Raw genomic sequence first — 26,876 nt, forward strand, 5'->3', positions numbered from 1 at the left:
TGTTAGTCGCCATCGTAGACAACGTCTTTGCTGAATGATTCTTTAGTTTTTGATTGTCAGAGCCGACTGACAAAACCATACCAACTGTGACAACCAAACCGCTATTAAAGCAGGATATTATTCCTTCAACTTTGTGTTTTAGGAGTAGTCATTAGACTACCCAATAATTGTTGGAATAAATAATGACGAAACGTTGGTTTGTCTCCGCTGTGAGCTTCGCGCTGCTCGGCGGTGGTACGTATTTCTATCTCCAATCTGCTGCTCAACCAGAATTGCTGCCTACATTGATTGTGGAAAAAGGCACGATTGAAAAACAAGCGGTGGCTGTTGGTAAAATTGTCCCTGCACACTCCGTGTCTATCAAGTCACAAATCGACGGTATCGTCGGTGAAATTTACGCGAAAGTTGGTGAAAAGGTGAAGCAAGGCCAACCGCTGATCAAAGTGCGTCCAAACCCAACCCCCCAAGCATTAACGGATGCATCGGCAGAACTCATGCGTAGCGAAGCCGATCTGGAATCCGCCAAACAAAAAATGTCCAACTTAGAAAGCTTGGTCAAGCAGGATATTATTCCAAGTAACTACGACGAATACGTAAGTGCGCGCTCGGCAGTCAAATCTGCGCAAGCGGACGTATTGCAAAAGCGCCAGAATCTCGAACTCATCCGCAGTGGTGAGGCGTCGATCGGCGATGCGCGTTTAACGTCGACGATCTACGCGCCAATTGATGGCACGGTACTCAACCAGAAAGTTGAGGTCGGAGAGCCGATCATTTCGACTCAATCAAGCCAAGCCGCGACTGAAATGATGTCATTGGCCGACATGAACAGTCTGATTTTTAAAGGTAGCGTCAGTGAGCATGATGCTGCGCAGTTGTCTCCGGGAATGCCCGTTATGTTGACGGTTGCGCCTTATCCTGATGTGGCGATTTCTGGTGTGCTAACCAAAGTGGCGATTCAATCTGAGAACCTCAACTCACCAGAGGGCAATACCTCGGCAAAAAGTTTTGATAACGGTTTTGAGGTTGAGGTGGGAGAACTCAAGATCCCACAAGATGTGTTGCTTCGTTCTGGTTTTTCATCGACGGCTCAAATCATTCTGAAGACTTCTGAAAACGTGCTCACGCTACCGGAGCGCGCTCTGCAATTTGATGGTGACGCACCGAATGTTCTGATCCCCGATAGCTCAGAACAAGGGTTTCATAAACAACCTGTGAAACTCGGTCTGTCAGATGGCATCAATGTCGAAGTGCTTGACGGCGTGGAGCTTGATGAAGAGGTTATCGACAACAGTATGATGGGAGCGGTGCATGGTTAAGCTGCAACGATCAACAATCGCCTTTGCATTGTTGGCTGCCACGCTCAGTTTGCCGACCTACGCAATTTCTATTGAACAAGCTTGGCAACAAGCAAAGCAGAACGATCCAAATTACGAAAAAGCGAAAATCGGCGTCCAGCTTGGCGAGGTTGGCGTACAGAGTAGCCGCAGTGCGTTATTACCGGGTTTAAGTGCTAGTGCGTCAGCGGATTGGAATGAGTCCTCAAGCCATTCCAACAGTTACGGTGCTACCTTATCTCAAACTATTTGGGATAGCAGTTTGTGGTCGGAACTGGATCAAGCGAATGCCAATTATCTCAAAGCACAGTTAGAGCTATCTCAATCGCATAACGAGCTTGCGCAGAAGTTTCTCACTGCTTACCTAGATGTGGCAAGCGCACAGGGCGACCTCAAATTAGCGCAGTCCAAGCTGGAAGAAGGGAAGGAGCTTCTCAACATCATCGAGAAACGCTATCGAGCAGGCAAAGTGAAGTCGGTTGATGTCGAAGAAATGCGAGCGAATCAAGTTTCTGAGCAAGCAAGTATCCTCAATGCAAAAGCCGATCTCGAAGTGAAAAAAGCAGAGCTTGCCGCGTTAATCAATCAAATGCCGGAGAGTGTCGACCAAATTCGAACGGATTCTTTAATTCAGCCGCCGATGTTGGTGGACTCCCAGGAGCAATGGCTAAAGCTGGCGAAAGACAGCAGTCCAGAGCTGTTGGTGGCGGCGCAGATGGTGAAAGCGAGCGAGTTCGCGAAAGATTCAGCTAAAGGTGGATACTACCCGACCGTCAAAGGCAGTGTGGGCTACAGCGATGGTGACAATCGTTCAAACGGCGAGTTTAACGCTGGGATTAGTTTGAGTTTGCCGATTGACCTCAATGGTGCAGTGCGAGCGAAAGTGGACGAAGCATCGTTGAACATTTTAAGCACCAAGCAAGATATGCGTAGAGTGGAAATTGATATTCAGAAACGAGTTATTCAGCAGTTTACGCGGGTCGATATCAATTGGAATCAAGTTTTAATAGCGAATGAGCTGGTTGAGTCGCGCGCCAGAGTGTTGCAAAGCAAAGAGAAACTTTACGATGCTGGCCTGCTTGAAGTGTCGGAAGTTATCAGTGCACACAACAGCTTGTTTGAGGCGAAAAACAGTCTGCAAACCAACTTGTACAGCTATTGGCGTAAGAGAATCGGCTTACTGCAAACCGCAGGGAAACTCGATGACGATACCATGGCGTTGATCTCTCGGGCTTTTCATTCATGAGCAGCCTGTTGCAGCAAACTTGGCAAACGTTGATGGCGCACCGCATGAAGAGCGTGCTAGCCATTATCGCGATTGCTTGGGGCGTGATCTCTGTGGTGGTGTTAATCGCACTTGGCGAAGGCTTTTATCGCCATCAGACCCAGTCGTTTTCATTTATGATCAACAATGTGCAAGTGGTGTTTCCATCGAGCACCAGTAAACCGTGGCAAGGATTACCTTCAAGGCGACAAATTGATATTCCACAAGAAAAAGTCGACATGATCAAACAGTCGGGCTTCGTGCAACTGGCGTCGAGCGTTTACGCCAAATGGGATGCGAATATCACCAATCTCAAAGGACAGAATTTATCGAGTACGGTCAGCGGTATTGATACGTCTTACTTTCCTTTAATGCAACGCAAGCTGCAATCCGGTTCGAGAAACCTGTCACCAAGTGATATGGACAACCACACTCGCGTGGCGGTGTTAGGCGATCAAATTGCGCAAATGGGTGGAATCCAAATCGGGGATAGGCTCAAAGTCAACGGCATTCCGTTTTTGGTGATTGGGATAACCGTTGGTGAGGACACTGGCATTTCATTCGGCGATAGCCGCACGGTTTTCATTCCTCAAACAACGTACCGCGATTTGTGGGATGCGAAACCTTGGATGGTATTGATGAAGCCGAGAGAAGGGATGGATGCATCGTCATTTCGACAAAATATCGTGAACTTTTTCGCCAAGCAGCTTCATTTTGACCCAAGTGATAAAGATGCGGTCGAATTACCCGATTTTAGTGAAGGTGCGGCGGTCATCAGTGGAATTTTGCGTGGCATTCAGATTTTTCTCGGAGCGAGTGGCGCGATGACCATGGCGGTCGGTGCGCTTGGCGTTGCCAACATCATGTTTTTATCTGTCACGGAGCGCACGCGTGAAATCGGTGTGCGTTTGGCGATCGGGGCGACTCAAAAATCCATACTCAGTCAGTTTATTCTTGAGGGGCTTATTTTGGTAGCCGTGGGCACGGCATTAGGTCTGATGTTTTCGTATGCCGTGGTATCTGTCTTAAGCAGCATGGCATTACCGGAATGGATTGGTTTGCCTGTGATCACGCCAGATTCCATTGCTTGGTCTTTACTTGTGACGCTTATCTTGGCATTGATGGCATCGTATTTCCCAGCAAGGCGAGCATCGCGTCTCACGCCAGTCATTGCTTTGAGTGCGAGGGCCTAGTCATGTTGTTACCGATGAGACAAATTTTCCAAGAAATGGCTGCAGAAAAGCTGAGATTGGGTTTGACCATTCTGGCTGTAGCGTGGGCGACCCTCTGTATCGCTGCTATGTTGGCGGTAGGTGAGGGTATTCGTCAGGGCGTATTGAAAACCGCACAAAATGGTAACGGCAACTTGATTTATTTGACCGGAGGGATGGCCACCGTCGACCACGGTGCTTTTCACCAAGGTAAATTTCTGACATTAAAAATGGACGATTCAGAGGTCGTTCGAGCGTTACCCGATGTAAAAAGTGTTGCGCCAACTGCGAAGTGGAAAGAGCGCATCACCGTTGGTGATAGAAACTCATGGCAAGAGCCGTTAGCGGTCACGAGCGAGTTTCAATCCATGACCAATTTGGTGCCGATGGCGGGGGGGCGATGGTTAAATCCACTCGATCAAAAAGAGACGCGCAAAGTCGTTGTACTGGGTTATGAACTGGCAGCCGACTTATTCAACCCGAATGAGGACTTTAGTTGGTTTGCGACAGTCACATTGCAAGTCAACCCTGTGGGGAAAAAGGTAAAAATCGGCAATGAGGAGTTCACCGTTGTGGGCGTATTGGAGAAAAACAGCGCTCAAATAGAGCTGGGGGATCTTATCAACTATTCCAGCTTTGTGCCGTTAGCGACGTGGAAGCGATTTCATGTCAACGGTGAAATTGGTGGCATCAATGTGCAGCCACAAGCGAATGTAGACCGAGAAGCCTTAGCAAAGACGATAAGGCAAGTGATTGCCCGTAAGCACGGGGCAAGTGTCAGCGATGAGCAGATCGTCCAAGTCGATGATATGTTCCTTAAGCAAAAGAGTATGCAGCAGTTCCTGATAGGTTTGCAGAGTTTTCTTGGCATTATCGGCTTCGTGACGTTAGCTGTTGCTGGCGTTGGCATCGCCAATGTGATGTATGCCACCGTAAAGCGATCTACGCGTGATATCGGCGTGCGCATGACGGTCGGTGCAACCCCAACGGCCATTCGCATGCACTATTTAGTGCAGTCTTTATTGACAATGATGATGGGGGGCGCGCTTGGCTTAGGCGTGACGTACGCGCTGGTGTCTGCCATCAGTTCCATTCCTTTAGAGGGCAATGCCTTTTATGAACAACTGGGTAAACCTGTCCCTGAGTTGTCGTGGGTCGTTGTCGCGATTGTCATCCTCACCTTAGTGATAATTGGTGTGGCATCTGCATGGTTACCTGCAAACCGAGCCGCAAAAGTCAGCCCATTGGAGGCGCTACAAAGTGAATAACAACAATAACTCTGGAGAGAACATGTCGAACCAGCCGCTTGTTGAGCTAACCAACATCTGCAAATACTACTCAAGCGGAGAGGCGGAAGTACGTGCGCTCGACGGCGTAGACTTAACCATCAATCAAGGTGAGTTTCTTTCGATTCTTGGCCCGTCTGGCTCGGGTAAATCAACGCTAATGAACATGCTCGGCTGTTTAGATAAGCCCACCGATGGCGAGTACCAACTTGGCGGCCAAAACGTCGCAAGTTTAAGTGCGAATGAGTTGGCTGGCATTCGTAACCAAAAGATCGGGTTTGTCTTCCAAAGCTTTAACTTATTGGAATACGCGACGGCGCTTGATAACGTGGCACTGCCGTTGGTTTACTCTGGCATCAAAGCCAAAGAACGTCGCCAGCGCGCAGCTAAATTGCTAGAGCAAGTCGGGCTAGGGGATCGTTTAGACCATAAACCAAACCAGCTTTCTGGTGGTCAAAAGCAGAGAGTTGCGATTGCAAGAGCCTTGGGCAACGACCCTCAAATCATCCTAGCTGACGAGCCAACCGGCGCGCTCGATTCAAAATCTGGTGCTGAGATCGAAGCTCTGTTCAACCAACTCCACGCCGAAGGTAGAACCTTAATCATCGTGACGCACGATAACGCTCTGGCAGAGCGCACTAAACGCATCATCACCATCAAAGACGGCAAGGTAATTTCGGATAGGGTGCCGGTAAGTAGGGAGAAATGAGCTTTTCTTAATTGAGAACTGAGTTTTAAGGGAAATAGCGATACAGAGGCTATCTCCCTTTACTTTTTATTCGCGATGTTCGTTTTGTCTCTCTTTTATCAAGTCATGCTTTTGTTCTTTAAGTAGAGTGATTGCGAGCTTAGTGTCCTCAATCAATTTACTGTTATCGTTGAGATCTTTGCTCTTCAAAGGCAAAACTAGATAATGAATGCTGCCATCTGCATTCTGTACTCCGGTAGCGATGATGACATCACCTTCAGACGCCGTACCAAAATACTCTGATACGACTTTGGTTTCGCTGACACCGTAGCTATCCAAATAGGATGACTCCGTATTGTCAAACAAGATAGGAACCCCTTGCTTAGCTAATGTTCGCAATTGTTTTTGCTTTTTCTCGTCGAATGGATAGTCGGTCGTACTGATGTAACTTACCTGTTCAGCTTCAATAAAATCGTACAGTTCATTGCTCAGTTCATTTAATGGGGCAGATATCCAAGGTGTAGTTGGAATGACGTCGGAAGTATCATCATTGCGACTTAGTGGTGTTGGAGCGGTAACCACCTTTTGAGCAGCATTGCTCTCAGGAGGCGTTACACTTATTGTCGCAGCGTCTTCTGTCTTGATTTGCTCGTCAAGGCTTGCAACAGGTTCGGTCTGGGCATTCTTGTTATTTGAATTAATCAGAAATATGGCGAGTACTGCACCAAGTGCTAGCGCCGATCCAGTCAAGAGTTTTTTGTTACTTGTCATGTGTCATGTCTTACCGTTTATTTCATTAGTAAATACGGCGGCCACTTATTTATTCCGTGGCCGCAGGCTAATAAGTTAGTGGTAGAGATCGTCATTCCAAGAGATAGTTACGGCTCGGCTAGTCTCTGTCCATTGACTGCTATCACGATTTTTCTTCCAGGTATTTTCTGGTGTGGTATACCAGCTACACCAGTCGCGACCAAAGTAGTAATTGGTTTTTCGCCAACCAGCAACCAGCTTGACCTCTGATGTATCTAGGCCATCTTGAATGTCATTTTTTCTATATACGACGCCGACTTGTGGTTTAAAATCTGAACGCATAACGACAGGTAACTCATTGTAATCAATCAAATTACCCATGTCACAACTGGTCCAGCGATACAATAACCAGTCTTTAGCTGGCGTATTATGGCGGATAGTCTTGTTTTCAATTAACCAATTAATGCTTTCGTTAGCTTGGTTAAAATCGGCAACCGTTTGAAACTCTGGCTGGTCGTACGTTACACGGTTGCTCCAGGAGATTCCCCCACTAATATTTGGAGAAGTAGAAGCACTGAATCCAAGGTTAAAATCTAGCGACTCACTGACAGATGCCGTTGCAATGGTGTTTTCTGGAGCATGGCTCATGTGGCGTAAAGGGGCGCCATTTAAATAGCTCAGTGCCAGCTTAAAAGCCGTTGGAACGGTGTAACGGTAATCTCCCCCAGTGGCAAAACCATAGATTTGTTCTTTGTTTGGAACATTAGTCATGTCGAAGCCAGAGCCGCCATTTAGGATCAACTTAGCTTCTTTAGCGCCATTTGGTAGTAAAGATTGGTTCCAGACATTTTCTAAAGAATAAATTAAGCGGATTTTTTTCGAGCGTGCATCACCATCATCAAGCTGAAGCAACGTCGAAGTGTAAGATTTTAATGTATCTTCAGCATGTGCTGGTGCTAAAGAACCAAGTAAAGCGAGTGCGATAATACTCGCGGAAAGATGCTGTTTTTCCATTATTGTTTCCTATTAGTCAGCCCATAAAGACTTTTGTTTTAAACTATCTTGATGGGCACTTTATAATTATGGACAGGTTATAAATTCAAGCTCAATAAATGAGCGGTGAAATAGTGCATCTTGTTTTTTATTAAAAAAAGAAAAAGGATAGATTCGTGGGATTAATGTCTCATAGTTTTTAAATTCACCTCTCAACTATAATAAATAAGTATTTGGTTATTAAGTCTTGCCTTTTTAAGTTATTGCTTAATTTTAATTTTCTAATGTTATATTGAGCTTTTTTATTGATAAAAGTGAATTTTATAAATGTTGGCCATGTTATTTTTAGGGTTTTTGTTATACCAAACTAAGTAAAGTATCGTTATGTGGTCATCTCGGGCTTATGGGCTTAATTCAAATTAAAACAGTGGTTTATGTTTTTTTGTTATTGGTTTTTTAGAACTTAAAATGTAATAGTTGAGTGATAACGTCCGTCAATGAAGTTGTCATGTTCGTGTATGAAGTTATATATGCTTTTACAGCAGGAAATTAAACTTTACGTTTAAGATGGTAAAGATAGAAAAAGAAATAAATAAGATAATTAAATAATCATGTTTCCGAGAATATAAATGTAACGTACTTCTAATTAAACGAATGCTTGAATAAACGATGGAGCATGAAAAGTACTATTTAAGTTACGCTGTCCTATATTCCAGTTGGTGCCTTGTTTATACAATGCGTTTTCTCGGCTTAAAACTGGTTTACGTACTGCTAATCCCTTATCAGTTTCTTAATTACATATATTGGCAATATGCTCGCCAAGTTACGTGTATTGGTGTCAATGAAAAACAGTATCTACGATAGCTCTCTTAGGGTTGGAACTCCCACTATGAATTTCCTTCATGTTCAATGTGAAACAATACCAATATTACTCAACTCGTGAAGCAAGTATAAAAAAGGACTGCTCTGGTGTTAGGCACTGCGACGGTCATTTTTGTACGAACCGTTCGTCGTAAGTGCTGTGCAACCTAACGATTGGGAAAACCAAAAAACAAAAAATGTCCCCATGCACAGAGTTAGGAAAAGTCTGCTTTATCTAAGGAAATAGGATACCAACTCACGATGAATAACGATTTCACATTTGCTATCAAAAGCATTCGCTTTGATGAGAATTACCAACCATCAGACAATACGCGAATCACTACCAACTTTGCTAATCTGGCTCGCGGAAACTACCGCCGAGAGAATCTGCGCAATGCGCTCCGAATGATCGACAATCGTTTTAATGCGTTGGCATATTGGGATAACGCGCAAGGTGACCGTTACTCAGTTGAACTTGAAATCATCTCTGTTGATATGGATATCCAGGGTAGTGGCGAAGCCTTCCCATCGATTGAAGTGCTCAAAACTAACATTGTTGATCACAACACTAACGAGCGCATCGAAGGCATTGTGGGCAATAACTTCTCTTCATACGTGCGTGATTACGACTTTAGCGTTTTGCTGTTGGACCACAACAAAAACCAGCCACAGTTCAGCATCCCAGCGAACTTCGGTGATTTGCATGGCAAACTGTTCAAAGCTTTCGTTAATTCTGAGTCTTATAAACAGCATTTCAAAAAGCTGCCAGTGATTTGTCTGAGCGTATCGGACAACAAGGTATATCGACGCACCGAAAACCAACATCCTGTTTTGGGCTTTGAATATCAGCCGAACGAATCTTCGTTGACGGAGCAGTACTTCAAAAAGATGGGCTTACAGGTGCGCTACTTTATGCCGCCAAACAGTGTTGCACCATTGGCATTCTACTTCTTCGGTGACTTGTTGAACGATTATTCAAACCTAGAGCTTATCAGCACGATAAGCACGATGGAGACATTCCAGAAGATTTACCGACCTGAGATTTACAATGCCAACGCGGTTGCCGGTAATTGCTACCAGCCAAACTTAAAAAACCTAGACCACTCGCTAACTCAAATCGTTTACGACCGAGAAGAGCGCAGCCAACTGGCGATTGAACAAGGGAAATTTGCCGAGGAGCATTTCATCAAACCTTATCAATCTGTGCTTGAACAATGGTCTGCAAGCTACGCGTAATCGACAACGAGAATCTAGAAAGGAATGACGATGAAAACACTATTACCGACTTCAACGGCTGGCAGCTTGCCGAAACCTTCTTGGCTAGCGGAACCAGAAAAACTTTGGTCACCGTGGAAACTGCAAGGTGAAGAACTGATTGATGGCAAACGCGATGCGTTACGTGTCGCTTTGCAAGAACAAGAACTGGCAGGCGTTGATATCGTCAGTGATGGCGAGCAAACTCGCCAACATTTTGTGACGACCTTTATTGAGCATTTAAGCGGTGTAGATTTTGAAAACCGTAAAACGGTGACCATTCGCAACCGTTATGAAGCAAGTGTTCCGACTGTGGTTGGCCCAGTGAGCCGCACAAAGCCCGTGTTTGTTGAAGATGCCAAGTTCTTGCGTCAGCAAACTAAGCAACCTATCAAGTGGGCGCTGCCAGGCCCTATGACGATGATCGACACGCTTTATGATGATCATTACGGTAGCCGTGAAAAGCTGGCTTGGGAATTTGCAAAGATCCTCAATCAAGAAGCGAAAGAGCTTGAAGCTGCAGGTGTCGACATCATTCAGTTTGATGAGCCTGCGTTCAATGTGTTTTTCGATGATGTGAACGAGTGGGGCATTGCATGTTTAGAGCGTGCGATTGAAGGGCTGAAATGTGAAACGGCGGTGCATATCTGCTATGGCTACGGCATCAAAGCGAACACGGATTGGAAGCAAACGCTAGGCACTGAATGGCGACAATACGAAGAAGTATTCCCTAAATTGCAGCAGTCGAATATCGATATTATCTCGCTTGAGTGTCATAACTCACGAGTGCCTATTGAGTTACTTGAGTTGATTCGCGGTAAGAAGGTGATGGTTGGTGCGATTGACGTCGCTACCAACGAAATTGAAACGCCACAAGAAGTAGCGAACACATTGCGAGAGGCGTTGAAGTACGTTGATGCCGACAAGCTTTACCCATGTACCAACTGTGGTATGGCACCTTTGTCTCGTGAAGTATCGACCGCTAAGCTCAATGCGTTAAGTGCGGGTGCGGAGATCATTCGTAAAGAGTTGGTGGGTTGATATTAATACTTAGGCTCCGCACCATGAACTAAAATTAGGGTCAATCTAGCGAGTTTAAACGAGACTAGGAATCGGGTTACAGCTCGCTAGGAAATGGCGATAACCTTAGAACTTCACAGCACTCGGTGAGTAGATCCTGAACCACGCTCGTTCCTCGATGTTCAGGGTGACCGTTTTAAATAAAAATACCGCTCACAGTAAAGTGAGCGGCATACATTTCCCATTTCCAGCCTCGGCCAGATTTAATTCAACTCCACGTTCTTAATCTCAGGATGCTTTAGCAACATCACACGAATCCAGTGATGCACCACCCACATCACCATCGCGGTGAGCAGAACCGCAACGAAAATCGAGCTGAAACGGTACAAGATCGAAAAGAACGCGTCTTTTTGTTCTGGCACCAATGAAGTCGTCAGCGGAACCGATAGGGCAGACATGGCAGAAAACGCGATAGCCGCTTTAATTTGCCCCTTTGTGAGCCATAAGCAGGATGGCCCCATTGCAATGGTAAAGGCGAGCCAAAAGAGTAGCCCATGCCCATACCAACTGCCCAATATCAGCTGAACAGCCATCCCTGCGATGCAGCCTAGTGCGGTGCCGATGATGCGAATTTTTGCCATGGCGAGCGAGCCCGCTAAAGTCATTGGGGTTAGGATGATCAAAATGGAAGCTTGTGCGGACAGCGAGTCATATAAGTCCGCTACTTGGAATACGATAAATGCCGCCATCGCCACTACCCAACCCATAGCAACTTGGCTGATGTAGTCAATATCGCTTTTTACTGGGGTCGACATCTCAATGTGCTCGGCGGGGGATTTTGGCTCCGGGAACAACCAATACGCGAATGCGCAAACAAAAATATTGCTGAACGCCATCACCCACATGTTGACGTTGAACTCTTCAATATCCATGAAGTTATAGCTGGCAAAATTCAACACAATTGAACCCACCAACAGCCCCATGTAACCAAACAAATAGGTTTTCTGGTTCATCATTGCAATGCACTTAAACAGCATCATGATTCCAACGGCTACGGTCATTAATGTTGGATGAAACTGCAAGTATTCCAGTAAAAATGTGGCTTGTATGGTTGTCCACACCGCAGAGAAAAACACGATCAATAAAGCCGCTAGGTTAAAGTGGTCCATTCTGCCCAATATAAACAGCGGCATCATGATGGCAAAAAATCCGTAAGACCAACCGAAGATCATGCTTAGCGCGAGCCCTAAAGAGCAGCCGAACCAAATTCGTAAGGTTTTCATTGTCGCCGCCTAGTAAATGAAGTGGAACCAGCTTGCGAGGTGAATCTGTGCTTGCGCCATCAACTGCCAGAAAATGCTGTTGTCTGGGTACAAAACAATGGTAGCGCGAGAGCCGACAAACAGTGCTGGTGGTAACTCTTCGCTGCTGGTTAGGTTCACTCGTGTACGCTGCGCATCACGTACCCAGCGGTTGTTCACTTCCACTTTGGTTAGTGCGCCATTAGGCGTTTGTTGTGCGGCTGCTACACCGTAATCGCGGCTAGCTAAATCAAAGTCGTACACTGAACCTGGGTTGGCATCAAATGTGACCAAGGCGTGGAAAGTCTTGTCTACGTTCGCGACGGATTTTTCACGAAAATCAGCGGCTACCCAAAGTGATCCTGTTGGTACAAATGTCAGCAATGGCATGTTGGTGTTTGCCATCGTGCCAACTTCTAGTTGCAGGTTGGTCACGACACCATCACTGGGAGCGAGTACCGCGGTATTTGCCAAATCAAGTTGCGCCTTTTCGATGCCATTTTTGGCAATTCGAACGGCGGTGCTTTGACCTTTTTGATCGCCTAATTGCGCCTCAATGACTTTTAAGTTTTGTCGTTCCGCTTTAAGCGCTGCACGTGATACCTGATTTTGGGCAAAGGCATTATCGAGTGTCGATTGAGAGATGACTTTCTGCTTCGATAGTGTCAGTAAGCGGTTGTACTCGCGGTGTGCATTATCAAATGTTGCTCGTGCGCGGGCAATATTGGCAAGAGCGGCTTCGCGTTGAGAATACAGCGTTGCTTCTTTTTCATAAGCGGATTGCAGAGACAGCTCCGCCTGTTCAAGCGCTATCTTGTATTTACGATCATCAATCGTAAACAACACATCGCCTTTTTGAACGGACTGGTTATTCTCGATGAGAACGTCGGTCACTTTGCCAGATACCTCGGGCGCGACTTGGACAACGTATCCTTGCACTCGTCCTTCGGTCGTTAAGGGGGCGTGGCGGTCAGCAATGATAATGTACAAAAATAGTACGATGAACAGGACAATCAAAGTTCGCATCCAGTGTTTGAATTTTTGGTCAGCCGTCATTACAAGTTCCGTTAAACATATTGGATAGCGGATTATAGAGAAGTCACTCACAATTCAGTAGAATGATAATACGAACATAAATGACCTAAAAATAGGACAATGAACGTTAGTTTTGATGATATTTACCTATTCACTCAGACGGTGATTCACGGCGGTATAAGTGCAGCGGCAGAGGCGAATCAACTACAACGCTCAAAAGTGAGTCGTCGCCTGCAAGAATTAGAGAAATCGCTCGGGGTACAGCTTTTGATCCGCACAACACGCAGCATTGAGTTGACGGAGCACGGGAAACGCTTGTTTGAGTTGGTGGGGCAGCCTATTGACCATATTCAGCAAGGTTTAAATGCCATGCATGAATATCAACAAGAGCTGACGGGCAAGGTGCGTTTAGCCATTCCTTCCGCATTGATGAGCTCTGCCGCGTTTAACGCGATCATCACCGAGTACACAACGCGGTATCCGGATATTTCGGTCGAGATTGAAAACCATCAAGAGAGTGTCGATCTCAAGCGTCAATCGTTTGATTTGCAGCTTCTTCCGAGCGTGGTCAGAGTCACCGATGACAGCTATGTGCAGTTCAGTCTTTTGCCTTATCGTAGTCACTTTGTTGCGTCAAAAGCCTATCTAGAATCGCATCCGCCAGTAAAAACGGTGGAAGATCTTAAGCAGCATCGACTTTTAACTAATCGTTACAATGCCGATTTGCTCGATTCAGATCTGCATGTGGCGTTGCGCTCGGACGACCTCAACTTGCTGCGCTCGATGGCGATAGCAGGAAACGGCATCGCGTTTATTCCTCAAATTCATTCCAAGCCTGCACTGAGAGACGGTTTGTTGGTCGAGGTGCTGCCTCAATTCGCGCATCCGAAGCAGCATCTTACTCTGATTTATCCCTCGGCCTTATTTCTGCCCAATAAAGTCAAAGCCTTGATTGAACTAATTCGAGAGAAATTTAAATAGTCAGTTCAAACCACCCTTAACTAAGGGCAAATGTGTGAGCGAAGATCGTCTTTCTAGGTTTTATTGCTCTAACATGAAAGGGTTCTGATACATTAACTGTTACTCAACTTATTGAGTATGGTTTATGGTCGCACAAGATAGGAGATGGAAATGTTGTCGAAAGGAAACACGGGCCTGATTGTGGTGGATGTTCAGGGCAAACTCGCTACATTAATGCATGAGAGCGACGCACTGATTGAAAATATCACGAAACTGGTAAAGGGTGCCAAAGCACTAGATTTGCCTATTCTGTGGCTAGAACAGAATCCAGAAAGGTTGGGCCCAACCGCGGAGCCGATTCGTGAAGTGCTTGAAAGCACGCATTTACCTATTACCAAGTACACGTTTGATGGTTGCAAAGAGGCGACGTTTAAGATCGCGGTGGAGAATGCGAAAGTTGATACCTGGTTGGTTTGCGGTATTGAATCCCACATTTGCGTCTATCAAACCGCGGTTTCTCTGCGCCAGTCCGGTTATCGCGTTGAATTAGTCACGGATTGTGTATCTTCCCGAACCGCTGCTAATAAAGCGCTCGCTCTTGCGAAGCTAACCGCTAACGGTGTGGTGCTCACTGGGCTAGAAATGTGTTTGTATGAAATGGTCGAAGATTGCCGAGCACCTGAATTCAAAGAAATTCTGGCGCTCATCAAATAGTGTAATCATTGTAATCAGCAACAACTTTATCTGAACACGCTATTCAAATTCTCGTTGATATCTTGGCAACATCGACTCGTTGCCAAGTAACCCGCCTTGGTGAATGTAAATCACCGTTTTATCTGTGTTCTCTTCCAACCAAGGGGTGAGGCATTGCCACATATACGGGTCGTATAACAGGTCAAATTCGAGGTCGGTTTGCTCAAAGAGTGCTTTCCATGTGATGTAATCTTCTTCGTACAAGCGACCAAAATGGTGTTTGTTGCGGATGGTTAAAATGGTTGGGTGGCTGTTTTCACCGAGCTGGTTGAACTGCTCAGTTAAGTAATCTGCATCGCCTACGCAAGGGCAAGTTAGCACTTCAATGCCGTGTGGACTTAAATGTTTATGAAGATATAAAGCCGTCGTGCCAGTGCCTGATGGCAGGGCGACCGCAAACTGCTCTTTACCTCTCAATCGCGTCCAATCAAGAATTTCTCGTGCTAACTGTTTGATGCCAGCTTCAGCGAGGTGGGAACGTCCACCTTCTGGAATAAGCAATGTCGACTCATCTAATCTTCGGACCTGGTGGATGTATTCACTAGGGTGGAGTTCGCTACCGATGTCTTGCATGGCGGTGATTTTCATACCCAAATCGAGAGCGCCGCGATAGTTTCCGATGGGGGAGCTTTTTAGCCAAGATGGAATGTGATGAACATAAAACTCAAATGCCCAACGTTTAATCTGGGCGAGAGCCGCTAGCGAGTACATGGCATTAGATTGAGCGGAGCCAAAGCTTATTAACGTGGTGATGTCGGGATTTTGCTCTTCCATTAACGTCATAAACTTACGTGCTTTGTTCCCAGAAAAGTGGGAGTGGAGCATGTCGTCACGTTTAAGGAAAAATTTGCGCCCATTAAAGCTATGTTGGGTGATAGGACTTTCTGAGAGTTTCATGTCGATGCTGACGGAATAAACCGTGTCACCTTTGCCATTTAAAAAGGGCGCGTAGTGTAACGCCATTAAACCCAGATAAAAAGTCTGTGTTTCAGTACAACCATTTCGTTATTCCTGATGTTTTGCCGTTTTGGTTTCAGGGGATTCAATTCCACGGCTCGCCTTTCTGCTTTAAGCCACGTACACTACGCCGCTTATTTCAACTCAATCAGAAGGCTTGGTTTTGCAAACTCTAGAACAATTAAAAACAGGACAATCAGTAGGAACGAAACAACTGAAGTTGGCGGAAGGGCTAACTGAGTTTCCTATGGAAATATTAGAGCTTGCAGAAACGCTTGAAGTGTTAGATTTATCTGGCAACGCACTGTCAGATTTACCACCAGAACTGGAACAGCTGACCAAGCTAAAAATCATCTTTGCTTCCAACAACCTGTTCACCCATCTGCCAGAGGTGTTGGGCAAGCTGCCAAACCTTGAGATGGTTGGGTTTAAAACCAACAAGATCAAAGTAGTCAGTGAAGCCTCACTACCAACTCAGTTACGTTGGTTGATTCTGACCGACAACGAGATTGAAGTTCTGCCAAACAGCCTGGGTGAAAGACCGCGCCTAAGAAAGCTTGCTTTGGCGGGCAATCGCATCAAACAACTGCCAAACAGCATGGAAAACTTGGTCAATTTAGAATTGATTCGTTTATCTGCAAACCAGTTAGAGCATTTCCCGGATGTGTTGATGAAGCTGCCTAAATTGGCATGGTTTGCATTCGCAGGTAACCCATTCTGCAAACATCCATCTTCGCTAGACAGCGTGCCTAAAGTGACCACAAACAGTTACTCACTTAACCATGTTCTTGGCCAAGGTGCGAGTGGCGTGATTTCTCATGCTAACTGGACTGACGCTCAATACGACTTCCCGAACGAAGTTGCGGTGAAAGTGTTCAAGGGTGAAGTGACCAGCGACGGCTACCCACATGATGAACTGGAAGCATGTTTGCAAGCCGGGCATCACAACAACTTGGTGAAATCCATCGCGCAGGTGGATGACGGTAATGAGCTTGCCTTGGTGATGGAGCTGATCCCAAACAGTTACTACAACTTAGGCTTGCCGCCAACGCTGGAAACTTGCACCCGAGATACATTCCCACAAGGGTTTACGCTGACGGTCGAGCAAGTGTATTACATTGTTGAGCAAATGGTGGACGTATTTAATCACCTGCACGATAACAAGGTGTGCCATGGCGATTTGTATGCGCACAATACTTTGGTGAATGACCAAGGTGAGATGATCTTCGGCGATTTTGGTGCGGCGAGCATTTACGGCTATTTATCGGACGAGCAGCAAGCGGCAATCCGAACCATTGAATCGAGAGCGTTGAAGTGCTTTATCGAAGATATGTTTTCAGTGTGTGAAGCGTCGGAATCGGCATCGCAAGCATTCAATCGACTAGCAGCGCTTGCCGCATAAGATTTCATACAATTGAAATTAGAAAGAGGTATCGAATTGCTCGTTTTAATACTGAGCAAAGTCGATACCTCTCAATTGAATTAGGCGCTGGGGAAGTTACTCTGAGCAAGCCTCTTGATGCTCTGACGTAAGATCAATCACCGCCTCACAACCACCTTCTGGATGTGTACCAATCTTAAATTGCCAGCCATAGCGTTGGCACAAATCGTCCACAATCATCAAACCTAATCCGTGCCCATCAGAATGTGGAATGGTCGAAAAGCCTTCACCTTCATCGCGCACCGAGATGGTGTTTTCATCCATATTGATATGAATTGATCCCGATGGTGTCGCGGCGATGCCGTTTCGAATCAGGTTGCCAAGAATGATGGTCAACACGGCATTGGTCGCGCGCGTTCTTGGGTTGCCGTCTATCTGTACATTAAAGCTGAGTGCTTTCTCATCCGCCTGAGCTTGGCTTTGGAAGATGATTTGGTTGAGTTCTTCTTCGGTGATGCTGCGTACTGGTGAATCATCTGCATTACGCTCGTAACGCACTAAGCCGAGTAGGGCATCCACCATGGTCGACATCTGCTGCGTTGCATCCTGAATTCGGTTCACTTGGCGGTTTTGGAAATCCGTGTTCGCACTTCTCGCCAGTAAGCTGCTTGAGCCTTTCATCACGGTTAACGGTGTACGCAGTTCATGGCTTGCGTATCGTGCAAAGGCTTGCTCGCGCTTGATGACTTGGTTGATTTTGTGGCGGTACTCATTCAACTCATCCGCAAGGGTTTGGAACTCTTTGGCCGAGCCCTCAGGCACACTAAAGGTCTGCGTGGCATCGCCTTGGTGATGATCGAGTTGGGTTTTAAGCGCATTGACGGGTTCAATTAAGCGCTGCGATAAGCGCAGCAGCAGGCTACCAAACAGGAACACCAATACGGCGACAATGGAGAGCACCATAGCGACGACGAGAATGAATTCCTCTGAGGTGATCTCGATTTCATCAATCAAGGAAACCAGAATCACGGGATGTTCAACTCCTTTGTAGGTGTAAGTGCTCATGTAAACCATGCGCGAGTATTCACCGTCTTCTACTTCATCAAGAAAGTGCTTTTGACCAATCAGGTATTTTTGATAGCGCTCGGCAACCAATGAGATGTCGTTGTATGCAGTGGTGAGCAGGTCAAGCTGAATACTGCCTTGCTCTGGGTGGGACTGGAAATGTTCAATTGCTTCTTTTTTGTCGACCATAATACGACGCTCGCCCACGCGGTCTTCAGACCAAAGCAGGGAGCCGGTAATCAACAAAAAGCAGAAGATGCCAATCACGACCGACACAAAAGAGAAAAACAGAGCGAGTCGCCCTGTCATACTTTGTGTGCTTTGCGTGCTTGCAAGTAAGCGATTGATCATGCACCTGTCTCCAAGCGGAAGCCAACTTTCGGCACGGTGATAAGCACATGTTGTTCAAATGGCTTATCAAGTTGGTTGCGAAGTTGGTAAATGTGGCTGCGCAGAACGTCGTTGTTCGGCTCGTTCTCTTGCCAAAGTTGGAAGGCAATTTCTTCGCGTGTCACTACGTCTGGCGCGCTTTTCACAAGCATTTCCAGAATGGTGTAAGTGGTAGGGTTTAGCGCCAACAGTTTATCTTGGCGATAAGCTTTACGCGTTTTTTGGTCGATAGAGACTTCACCGTATTCCAACTTACTCGATGCGACAGTGCCACGGTAACGGCGGATCAGTGCCATCATGCGCGCTTCTAGAATATCAAGATCGAAAGGTTTAGTCAGGTAATCATCGGCACCGTGTTGGAAGCCTTTGAGCATATCGTCACGGCTATCAAGTGCCGTCAGCATAAGCACTGGTGTGTTGTTGCCCGCATCGCGAAGTTTATTACACATGGTCAGGCCATCCATGCGTGGCAGCATGAGGTCGAGCAAGATGATGTCGAAGGTGTTTTCCATCGCCAGTTTCAGGCCGAGCTCGCCGTTGTCTGCATAATCGAGTTCCATACCTGCACACTCAAAATAATCGAACAGCATGCCTGCGATTTCTCGATTATCTTCGACTAAAAGTACGCGTTTCATGTATTTCTCTCCAAGTGGGCAGGTGCTCGAAAATAAGATTTCGTCTTAACCGAACATTATTCACTAAGGACGTGAAAAAGATGTCAATAACATCTCTTTCACGTTGATGTTTGTAGACTGGATTCATTCATCGGATTTAGTGGAAGAGTAGCATGTCAACCTTCAACATTCACGCTGCAACCTTTTCAAAGGTGAGCCAACACACTGAGCCTAAAACAGTTTTGTCTGTTGTGGTGCCATTCTTTAACGAGCAAGAAGTCTTACCTGAATTTCATCGTCGTTTAGCCGCCGTTTTGGATGAAATGCCAGAACATTGCGAAATCGTCTATGTCGACGACGGCAGCAAAGATGACAGCCTAATGATCGCGCAAAACTTTTCTCAATCTTCTAGCGACGTTCGTTGTATTGCACTAAGCCGTAACTTCGGCAAAGAGTCCGCCATGAGTGCGGGTCTGGAACACTGCCAAGGTGAAACGGTGATCGTGATTGATGCCGACTTGCAAGACCCACCGGAGTTGATCCCGCAAATGGTATCAAAATGGCGTGAAGGGTATGACGTAGTGAACATGCAGCGCAGTGAACGCCACGGCGAAACTTGGTTCAAACGCTTTTCGGCCGCTTGCTTTTACAAAGTGCTTAACAGCATGGCGAAATTGGATGTGCCGGAGAACGTGGGTGATTTCCGTCTACTGAGCGCAAAAGTGGTTAAACACATCAATGCGTTGCCAGAGCGTAACCGATACATGAAAGGTATTTTCTCTTGGCCGGGTTTCAAACAAGTGACGGTTCAGTTTGAGCGTGACGCTCGTTTCTGTGGTGAAACCAAATGGAATTACCTCAAGCTGATTGGCCTTGCAATGGATGGCATTACCTCGTTTTCCATTCGTCCTTTACGCTTAGCGACACTTGCCGGTGCGTTAGTGGCGTTCAGTGCCTTTATCTATGGCGCATTCATTGTGATGAAAACCGTTGTGTTTGGTGAGCCTGTCACTGGCTACCCATCCATGATGGTGGTGCAACTTGCTTTGGGCGGTGTGCAACTGCTGTCGATTGGCCTTTTGGGTGAATACATTGGCCGCATTTTTGTCGAGACCAAGCAACGCCCTCTTTATCTTGTTCAGTCTGTTTACGAGCAGCCTGCAAAACATCAATCCATCCAAACCATGAAGTTTAAACTGGGAGAAACCGCGTAATCATGAGTATTAATAAAACCCATCTGTGGTTGTTGTTGGCGTTTGCTCTTTTACTCCGTCTTATTTCACTTGCCGCTTACCCTTTGATGGACACCACAGAAGCCCGCTATGGCGAAATGGCGCGCTTAATGGTGGAAACCGGCAATTGGCTTACCCCACAGTTTGATTACGGCGTGCCTTTCTGGGGGAAGCCACCCCTGTTCACTTGGATGAGTGCTTACGGCATTGAGCTGTTTGGATTGAATGAATTTGCAGTGCGCGCGCCTCATTGGTTAGCGGGGGTTGCGACGATCGTTTTTGTTGCTTTCATGGCGCATCGCGCTGGCTTTAATGCAGTCATCGCAGCGTTGGTACTGGCGACCTGTGGCATCTTTTCAATTGCGGCGGGTGCGGTGATGACAGACATGGCACTGACGTTGGCAATGACGATGGCGATGGTCGGCTTTTACTACTGCTGGCTTGGTAAAGACAAACACAGCCGATTATGGGGTTACCTTGGTTTCTTTGGCTTGGCTTGCGGGCTGTTAGCAAAAGGTCCAGTGGCGATCGTGATCATGGGTATCGCAGTGTTTCCTTGGCTCGTGATTCAGCATGGTTTCTTTGGTGCCTTCAAAGCCCTGTGGCAGCGTTTTCCAATTGTATCGGGGTTGGCGCTCATGCTGGCGATTGCTCTACCGTGGTACATCATGGCAGAAATGGCGACGCCTGGATTTATTGATTACTTCATTGTTGGCGAGCACTTTAAGCGTTTTGTTGTCAGCGGTTGGGAAGGGGACCTGTATGGCTCTGCTCATGATCAACCACGTGGGATGATCTGGGTATTCTGGCTGCAATCGGCTGCGCCTTGGTCAATTGTATTGCCTATCTTGGCGTGGAAACGTCGTAAGGTGCTCAAAGCCATTGAAACCGATCATCAAGGTTTGTTTAGCTTCCTGATGTGTTGGCTGATTTCACCAATGATCTTGTTCACCATGGCTGGGAATATTTTGCCTGCTTACGTGCTACCGGGTGTGCCTGCATTGGGTATCTTGATTGCAATGCTGGTGGATAAACACGATTTCAAATGGTTGACCGGAACGGCGGCGGTGTTGCCAGCCCTGCTTATGATTGCGATGTTGGTTTTGAATATGGGCAAAGCAGATAGCCGCAGCGACCGCATAATCTTCTCGCAAATTAATGACAACGCTCCGGTCTTTTATATTGGTAAGCGCCCGTTCTCAGGCCAGTTCTATAGTCATGGTCAGGCGAAAGAGCTTGAAGATAAGAATGACTTAAACAATCTGAAGAAATTCCATCTGATTGGTAAATCGCAGCAAGTGGATAGCATGATTCATGAAAATGCGTTGAGTTGTACCAACGAGTTCACAGCAAAATCGAAACGCTCACTCTACACCTGTGTGGTTGGATAACGGAATGCGCAAATTACCAAAATTTGCTTCGCTGGAAAGGTTTGCTTCGTTAACAAGGTTTGCTCTAGTAGGTGGTGTCGGCTTTATGGTCGACACCCTTATCTTTTCTGTGTTGTTCCATTGGTTTGGTCTGGAGTTGATGCTGGCTCGTGGGATAGCATTTTTGTTTGCAGCAACCACGACTTGGCTTGGCAATCGCTGGCTGACTTTCTCTCAAGCAGAAAAAACCAACCCTTTCGCTCAATGGAAAAAGTCTATGATGAGTGCCTGTATCAGTGCTTTGCCGAATTTTATTGTGTTTAAAGGCGTAACGCTCGCGCTAGGAACGCAAGGAATGATGGTCTATTTGGCTTTGAGCTTAGGCATATTGGCATGCATGATGAGTAATTATTTGCTCAGTGCAAAATGGGTGTTTAGTAGAGGATAGAAAGGTTCGGGCTTACTCTCCTATCCTCGAGTTAAAAATTCGTTATTTGAACCAATTTTTCTTTTTGTACATCAGAGTAAACCTAAAGCTTTTCATGGGGGATGTAAAAAGGTAAATAAGCCAAGGTTTATACCTTGGCTGTTGTTAGTTCAGATTTAGATTTTTCAATCTCAGATTCCGTTTGCCACTTGCCGTTGTAAAGATACTTACACTCTGGGAGTGGGGCTTTCGAAGCCCTTAAATCAAACACCTCATCGGTTTTATATTCTCGACTACAAACAGGAATACTAAACAGTCTTGATTCTGGCTTTGCTTCAAACAGCTTTTTGTGGTCCTCGACCTCTGTACAATTCAGTTTGTAGACCTTTGACAGTTGCGCGACCATGGATTCTAAATCTGCTTCAGTTTTAAAGAAAACGTAACAATCGAATCGATCTTGTGAACGAAAGACAATCTCTTGAGCAGTATCTTGGTATTCGCACCTGTCATACTTAAAATAGAATTGGAGTACTTTTCTTTTCTTATTGTAATCAGCAAAAAGCCAATCTTCTCGCTCTCCAACTCTCACTTCTGTTGGTTCATCAGGCTGGCGTTTTAACATACCAAATGAAAGCAAAATGAAGGCACCTGCTCCCGCTAATGCCATTGGACCAACCAGTGCTACCATAACCACACACACCACTGCGCCTATCCAGCCAACAGCTTGCGTAGCGGTATTTACCCATTTAGGCATATTGCGACGTTTTTTCATCACAAAGCCTTTATCTGAAAAAATGTAGTCATATCGATAATCTAGGCCAATCGTAAGGTAAAAGACTCCGGCCATCATCACTGACAAAATAAAGGCAAAAATGGTTGCACCAACCGTATCGCTTGTATGTATAAAAAAAACCATTAGGAATGGTGCGATCACAAATGGAAGCGCAGTTAATTTGTAATGGTAGCGAAAAGGCTCCTCTACATCATACTTATGCCATGTTGTTAAATTGTTCCCTGTGAGAATCTCTTGCTCTTGCGCTTCTTGATAAACCGCCAATTCTTCTGGGGTGATATAAAATGGTGAATATGCCAAGGGTTACTCCTGAAAACCTAATGTGCCAACAACGGGTGTGAGTGCTTTTTTAATGATGTCTTGTTTAGTATTGTCTGAAATCACGCCATAAGTTGCACTCTGTTTTATGCTGTTTTGGAAGCAATACTCACGCTTAGCTGGGGCATCATCTTCCATATCGTACGTCACTTGAATAGCGAGGTATTGATCGGCCTCTTTAATCGGCAATGTCACCTTATACACCAGTAATTCTTTGCTCGCTTGGTTCTGGGTTTGTAGCGTGACTAAATCTGCGTTTTGATGCCACGAGCCGGACGTTAAATCATCTTCTTTTGCCTTGGTGTTGGTACTCACTGTAATACCATTCGTTGCTGCCCGCCTTGGCAGTTGAATATGCACTTCCAAACCGATTAACTCACGATGTGTGTAACCTGGGTAAGCTTGTACTTTTTCAATAGGTTGATGGTATACCGTAGGCTGCTGAATAATCGACTGTAAGTCAAACAGAGCTTGCTGTACCAAGGCTGAATTATGTTTTTCTCTTTCAGGCAAGCTCGCAGATTGGCTCCACTGAGTACGAGCAGGATGGTATCCCCATGGGAGTTTATCTAGCCATTTTTGGAAATCATCTTGTTTCAGCTTGTTCAGTTTATAATTGATGGCTAGGTATGCAACCGTGAGAACAGCTAAGAATGCCATTACGGGTCCACCAAAGGTCAAGTTTAGTGCAAATTGTCCAGTCAACCCTCCGTATGCTTGGAACAAACCAATTGCACTAGTTAAACCAAGTGTTGCGGTATTTATTATATGCAAAGATCTTTCAAGACCATAAACTTCATCAGCACTCTGCCAAGAACGGTACGCCTCAATACCCGAAGCCAACGCTCCTAAAGCTCCTGTAATCGCGAGCCATTTATTGAAGACCTTTAAATCATCAAGGATCAAGTTTTCAAAACCATTGGCATTTCGATCGACTAAATTTTTAAGAGTTTTCAGTGAGTGCTTTCTTAGTTTCTCATTCCCTTTAACATTATCCCATAATTTACCCGTCCGAATACCCGTCCAAGCACCGGCCGTGTAAAATAGCTTTTGCTGAATATCCAAGAAATCATCTTGGCTCATGAGCCCAGATTCTTGAATGCTGTTCATTGCATCAGCAAATGCGAGGCAGTTAAAAATCAGAGCTATGAAGCCCAGACCGCCTACATCTTCAAACCGTTTCTTGAGGTTGTTTAATCGGTTATCCCATATGTCTTTACGCATTCGAATTGTTGCCTCAAGTACGTCATCTGGAAGTTCTATGTACTGAGGGTATTCCAACGTCGCAACGGCCAAGCTTTTTTGAAGGTGCCGCTGTTGCTGGAGAGCCTTCTTATACTGCGTGTTTGATATAGTTTTATCACCCTTGTTGAAGGCTGCTAACACTTCCTTGTTTTGGTTCGATGCGATGAGTTTTTTATCATGATTGGATTTCCAAGAACCAAAACTTTGTGCGTAGCCTTTGTTGATATTGATTGGAGTGTTTATCGACAAACGTTCTACAACGGCAGCTCTTAGGTAAAAACTTGTTCGGGTGAGCGGTTTTGACAATAGAGATATCATTAAGATAGACGCTTGGGCTGTTAGGCTAACGCCAAACTCTATTACCCCCTTGAGTAAAGCGCTGTTAGTCGCTTTGAATATGCTATCTAGCCCATCGAATCCTTTTGCTATATCTCTTAGAAATTCGGTTTCTGCAGTATTTGGGTTAGAAATAAAGTCCATTACTTTTGCATACATACCCACACGGTTACTTGCTGTCGAAACGTAGTCCATAAACTGTTTGTCTGAGCTTTCAGTGTCTGGAACAATTTTGGCGACGTCTACTTCACCTACCTGATTTGAAACTTGTTCAGGAATTAATTTCTCCACTTGTTTAAAGAGACTACGACTAAACCCGGAAGTGTAGAGTGCGAGTAAACTGGTTGGTTTCTCCCATTGGCTTTCTGCCCATTGGCGGTCTTCTTCTTGCATCACCAAAGTAAATGACTCAACCGCTTGCTTGTGCAGTTGATACAAGCTGTACTGCGTGTCTTCGCTGTATAGGTCGAAGGTTCTCTCAAGATGATGAGGTGTTAAGGACTCCATTACTGCGATAAAGTCGCGTTTGACCGAAACCACTTGGGCTAGCATGGTTTCTTTTTGTTCTGACAGATCTTGCATCTCGCTCAGCATTTGCTTCCAGTTGAGCTGCTGACGCCAGCGTTCAGTCGCTATCCATTGTTCGTATTTACCAAAACGGCTCGCAGAAATTCGATATTTGTCCTGTATCGCTTTAGCAATGTCACTTTGGGTATGTTGGTGTGATTCAATCGCTCCAGCGGAAAATTTAGCAGGATAGCCGGACTGAACTGAGCTTTTGTTCTGCTCTGCCAAATCAAGTTGGTGAGAGGAGTCATAATAGTCAGCCATGTCGGTATAAAACGACAGCTCTTCGCCGTTACGCTTAACGCTAGCTGGCATGTCTATCTCGTCACTTGCACCAAACATACACAGTTGCATGGCGGTCTGCATCAAGTTCCACTGGTTTGAAAACTGGTCAGTGAAAAGGCGGTAAGGGCTTGCGGCACCAACAAAATGCAGTGACATATCTTGAATGTCTGCGGCGTAATCTTTTATCGCGACGAAGTAGCCTGATTCTTCTTCTGGAATCGCAGAGGTTAAATCGCTTTCGACTGCGACAGGTTTAAAGACAGAACCATCTTCATCTGCTTTGGTGGCGATGCCAGAATCCGCAAAGCGACCATCATCGACGGCAGAAGATTCAATATCAGCGACTTGGGTTAACTTATCTATTGGTGCAATGTTGTGCTGATTCTCGTTTGAGGACAGAACAATGGTTTGCATGCGATCGATATGATTACTCGGATTGTTAAGTACGCGCATGAACGTGTGCCATGTCCACCGGTGCTCAGAGAAGCAAATCGATAGTACGCTTCCGTTGACGTAAGTAAGGAAGGGCTTTGCATCTTGTGGTGTCCCACGCTGCTCTGATTTTGGGCTTTCTGATTCTCCCAACTTATAGAGCGTGAATTGCGTTCCTTTGATTTCGTATTCGTCTAAGCTTTTGTTGATTGCATCATAGACATACAGCCAACCGTCGCGCAGTTGACGCAGGGTGTAACCAACGGTATTGAGTTTGGCTGGGCCTTGGCCTTTCCATTCTTCAGGCAAACCAAAAGGTTGTGTCTCTTCTGTTTCTAGCTGATCGATGGCATAGCGGACTGGGATAAAGTGCGCAGGTGATGCTTCCGTTGCTTCTTTCTCAGTTTTTAAATTTAGAGGCTCTGGTTCAGACGGCGGTGGCGGATCGATTTTTTTTGTTTCTCCCTCCCAAAACATACTGCGCTCTGGGGGTGAGCCAGCAAGATCATCGGATTCCGTGATTGGAACGATATTCAGCGATTTCAGTGTACCATCGCTTTCAAATGCCTGAACGGCCTCCTCATAGGTATAGCTGTTGTCATACCAGAACATAGAAGTTTTTGGGGGAAGTGGATTATTCATCGTTAGCCCATGTTTAAGAGTTTTACTCTGTTACGCAAATATCGCACCAAAATAAAGCGATTAAAAATCAATGGGTTATATTTTTATGGTTTTGCGTCAATCAAATAATTGT

22 protein-coding genes are annotated in these 26,876 nt (G+C 45.8%); 13 read left to right on the forward strand and 9 right to left on the reverse strand.

Features of this window, described 5'->3' with window-relative positions:
- Positions 1 to 182: 182 nt before the first annotated feature.
- Genes R7R24_RS09365 through R7R24_RS09385 form a run of 5 tightly spaced genes read left to right on the forward strand, consistent with a single transcriptional unit; the run spans position 183 to position 5,804 of the window.
- Positions 183 to 1,316: an efflux RND transporter periplasmic adaptor subunit gene (locus R7R24_RS09365; RefSeq protein WP_064354161.1), complete on the forward strand. Its 1,134-nt coding sequence runs from the start codon at positions 183 to 185 to the stop codon at positions 1,314 to 1,316.
- Entirely contained in the window at positions 1,309 to 2,580 is a 1,272-nt protein-coding gene (locus R7R24_RS09370; protein WP_191115999.1) for a TolC family protein, read from the forward strand. Before R7R24_RS09365 ends, R7R24_RS09370 begins: the two co-directional genes overlap by 8 nt.
- On the forward strand, positions 2,577 to 3,791 hold the full coding sequence (locus R7R24_RS09375; RefSeq protein WP_149192479.1) for an ABC transporter permease: 1,215 nt from the start codon (positions 2,577 to 2,579) through the stop codon (positions 3,789 to 3,791). Before R7R24_RS09370 ends, R7R24_RS09375 begins: the two co-directional genes overlap by 4 nt.
- Positions 3,792 to 3,793: 2 nt before the next feature.
- Positions 3,794 to 5,077: an ABC transporter permease gene (locus R7R24_RS09380; protein WP_191115998.1), complete on the forward strand. Its 1,284-nt coding sequence runs from the start codon at positions 3,794 to 3,796 to the stop codon at positions 5,075 to 5,077.
- A 22-nt stretch (positions 5,078 to 5,099) separates the two neighbouring features.
- Positions 5,100 to 5,804, forward strand: coding sequence for an ABC transporter ATP-binding protein (locus R7R24_RS09385; RefSeq protein ID WP_191116014.1), 705 nt, complete (start codon positions 5,100 to 5,102; stop codon positions 5,802 to 5,804).
- Between the two features lie 66 nt (positions 5,805 to 5,870).
- Here R7R24_RS09385 and R7R24_RS09390 read toward each other — a convergent pair whose 3' ends face one another.
- Positions 5,871 to 6,554 carry a topoisomerase I gene (locus R7R24_RS09390; protein WP_191115997.1) on the reverse strand — a complete coding sequence of 228 codons (684 nt, stop codon included), beginning with the start codon at positions 6,552 to 6,554 and terminating at the stop codon, positions 5,871 to 5,873.
- Positions 6,555 to 6,629: 75 nt separating this feature from the next.
- Positions 6,630 to 7,547 (reverse strand): leukocidin family pore-forming toxin, encoded by a 918-nt coding sequence (locus R7R24_RS09395; protein WP_005376731.1) that lies wholly within the window; start codon positions 7,545 to 7,547, stop codon positions 6,630 to 6,632.
- 1,101 nt (positions 7,548 to 8,648) lie between these two features.
- On the opposite strand from R7R24_RS09395, the gene R7R24_RS09400 reads away from it, so the two are divergent.
- Both R7R24_RS09400 and R7R24_RS09405 read left to right on the forward strand, forming a co-directional pair.
- Positions 8,649 to 9,623 carry a DUF1852 domain-containing protein gene (locus tag R7R24_RS09400; RefSeq protein WP_139059381.1) on the forward strand — a complete coding sequence of 325 codons (975 nt, stop codon included), beginning with the start codon at positions 8,649 to 8,651 and terminating at the stop codon, positions 9,621 to 9,623.
- 30 nt (positions 9,624 to 9,653) lie between these two features.
- Complete coding sequence (locus R7R24_RS09405; protein ID WP_047103352.1) at positions 9,654 to 10,682, forward strand: methionine synthase; 1,029 nt, start codon at positions 9,654 to 9,656, stop codon at positions 10,680 to 10,682.
- Between the two features lie 242 nt (positions 10,683 to 10,924).
- Here the strand turns inward: R7R24_RS09405 and R7R24_RS09410 are convergent, their stop codons facing one another.
- A complete protein-coding gene (locus tag R7R24_RS09410) occupies positions 10,925 to 11,944 on the reverse strand; it encodes a DUF2955 domain-containing protein (protein ID WP_054577670.1) in 1,020 nt (339 codons plus the stop codon).
- A gap of 9 nt (positions 11,945 to 11,953) precedes the next feature.
- Complete coding sequence (locus tag R7R24_RS09415) at positions 11,954 to 13,018, reverse strand: HlyD family secretion protein (RefSeq protein WP_025625303.1); 1,065 nt, start codon at positions 13,016 to 13,018, stop codon at positions 11,954 to 11,956.
- A gap of 99 nt (positions 13,019 to 13,117) precedes the next feature.
- On the opposite strand from R7R24_RS09415, the gene R7R24_RS09420 reads away from it, so the two are divergent.
- On the forward strand, positions 13,118 to 13,978 hold the full coding sequence (locus tag R7R24_RS09420; protein WP_086495063.1) for a LysR family transcriptional regulator: 861 nt from the start codon (positions 13,118 to 13,120) through the stop codon (positions 13,976 to 13,978).
- 150 nt (positions 13,979 to 14,128) lie between these two features.
- Positions 14,129 to 14,671 (forward strand): hydrolase, encoded by a 543-nt coding sequence (locus tag R7R24_RS09425; RefSeq protein WP_191115995.1) that lies wholly within the window; start codon positions 14,129 to 14,131, stop codon positions 14,669 to 14,671.
- Between the two features lie 39 nt (positions 14,672 to 14,710).
- Here R7R24_RS09425 and R7R24_RS09430 read toward each other — a convergent pair whose 3' ends face one another.
- A complete protein-coding gene (locus R7R24_RS09430) occupies positions 14,711 to 15,607 on the reverse strand; it encodes a 1-aminocyclopropane-1-carboxylate deaminase/D-cysteine desulfhydrase (RefSeq protein WP_191116013.1) in 897 nt (298 codons plus the stop codon).
- Positions 15,608 to 15,830: 223 nt separating this feature from the next.
- Between R7R24_RS09430 and R7R24_RS09435 the strand changes: the two genes are divergently transcribed.
- A complete protein-coding gene (locus R7R24_RS09435) occupies positions 15,831 to 17,069 on the forward strand; it encodes a leucine-rich repeat-containing protein kinase family protein (protein ID WP_054577672.1) in 1,239 nt (412 codons plus the stop codon).
- A 96-nt stretch (positions 17,070 to 17,165) separates the two neighbouring features.
- Here R7R24_RS09435 and R7R24_RS09440 read toward each other — a convergent pair whose 3' ends face one another.
- On the reverse strand, positions 17,166 to 18,464 hold the full coding sequence (locus R7R24_RS09440; protein ID WP_054574771.1) for a sensor histidine kinase: 1,299 nt from the start codon (positions 18,462 to 18,464) through the stop codon (positions 17,166 to 17,168).
- A complete protein-coding gene (locus R7R24_RS09445) occupies positions 18,461 to 19,138 on the reverse strand; it encodes a response regulator transcription factor (protein WP_005389368.1) in 678 nt (225 codons plus the stop codon). Before R7R24_RS09445 ends, R7R24_RS09440 begins: the two co-directional genes overlap by 4 nt.
- Before the next feature lie 152 nt (positions 19,139 to 19,290).
- Between R7R24_RS09445 and R7R24_RS09450 the strand changes: the two genes are divergently transcribed.
- The 3 genes from R7R24_RS09450 to R7R24_RS09460 are packed head-to-tail and all read left to right on the forward strand — an operon-like array spanning position 19,291 to position 22,167.
- Positions 19,291 to 20,331 carry a glycosyltransferase family 2 protein gene (locus R7R24_RS09450; RefSeq protein ID WP_081008259.1) on the forward strand — a complete coding sequence of 347 codons (1,041 nt, stop codon included), beginning with the start codon at positions 19,291 to 19,293 and terminating at the stop codon, positions 20,329 to 20,331.
- Between the two features lie 2 nt (positions 20,332 to 20,333).
- Positions 20,334 to 21,740, forward strand: a complete 1,407-nt coding sequence (locus R7R24_RS09455; protein WP_054577673.1) for an ArnT family glycosyltransferase — start codon at positions 20,334 to 20,336, stop codon at positions 21,738 to 21,740.
- A gap of 4 nt (positions 21,741 to 21,744) precedes the next feature.
- Positions 21,745 to 22,167, forward strand: coding sequence for a GtrA family protein (locus R7R24_RS09460; protein ID WP_054577674.1), 423 nt, complete (start codon positions 21,745 to 21,747; stop codon positions 22,165 to 22,167).
- 127 nt (positions 22,168 to 22,294) lie between these two features.
- On the opposite strand, the gene R7R24_RS09465 is transcribed toward R7R24_RS09460, so the two are convergent.
- The gene (locus R7R24_RS09465; protein ID WP_054577675.1) at positions 22,295 to 23,239 is read right to left on the reverse strand and encodes a hypothetical protein; all 945 of its coding nucleotides are present in this window, start codon (positions 23,237 to 23,239) and stop codon (positions 22,295 to 22,297) included.
- A 3-nt stretch (positions 23,240 to 23,242) separates the two neighbouring features.
- Positions 23,243 to 26,764 (reverse strand): T6SS effector BTH_I2691 family protein, encoded by a 3,522-nt coding sequence (locus tag R7R24_RS09470; protein ID WP_054577676.1) that lies wholly within the window; start codon positions 26,762 to 26,764, stop codon positions 23,243 to 23,245.
- Positions 26,765 to 26,876: the final 112 nt, after the last annotated feature.

It is taken from the genome of Vibrio sp. 704, assembly GCF_033339295.1.